At 71.2% G+C, this 250-nt stretch carries 1 protein-coding gene; it reads left to right on the top strand.

Annotated features, from left to right (window positions below):
• Positions 1 to 239, top strand: a 239-nt coding sequence (locus KM800_RS15295; protein ID WP_217813843.1) for a hypothetical protein, incomplete at its 5' end; no start/stop codon positions are given.
• Positions 240 to 250 lie beyond the last annotated feature (11 nt).

Raw genomic sequence — 250 nt, 5'->3', positions numbered from 1 at the left:
GGGGTTCACGCGAGGCCTGCGGTGGGTTCGAGGTCGTGTTCGCCCCGAATGCCGACCTGTCCAGCCTGCGCCAATGGGCGCTGAACTTCAACGCGCAGATCGTCGCCGGGCCCAACGCGCGCGGTGCCTTCGAGCTGTCGGTGCCGCAATTGGATACCGACGCGCTCCGTCAGGCGCTCGGGCCGCTGGCCGACCAGGTGCGCGCCAACCCCCTGTGTCCTGCCGGAGGGCCTGCCTGATGGCGGCGCAC

This window comes from Clostridium tyrobutyricum (assembly GCF_019144085.1).
GTDB lineage: Bacteria > Bacillota > Clostridia > Clostridiales > Clostridiaceae > Clostridium_B > Clostridium_B tyrobutyricum_A.
The sequence above is the reverse complement of the archived record's forward strand: the minus strand, read 5'-3'. Positions and strand labels throughout refer to the sequence as shown.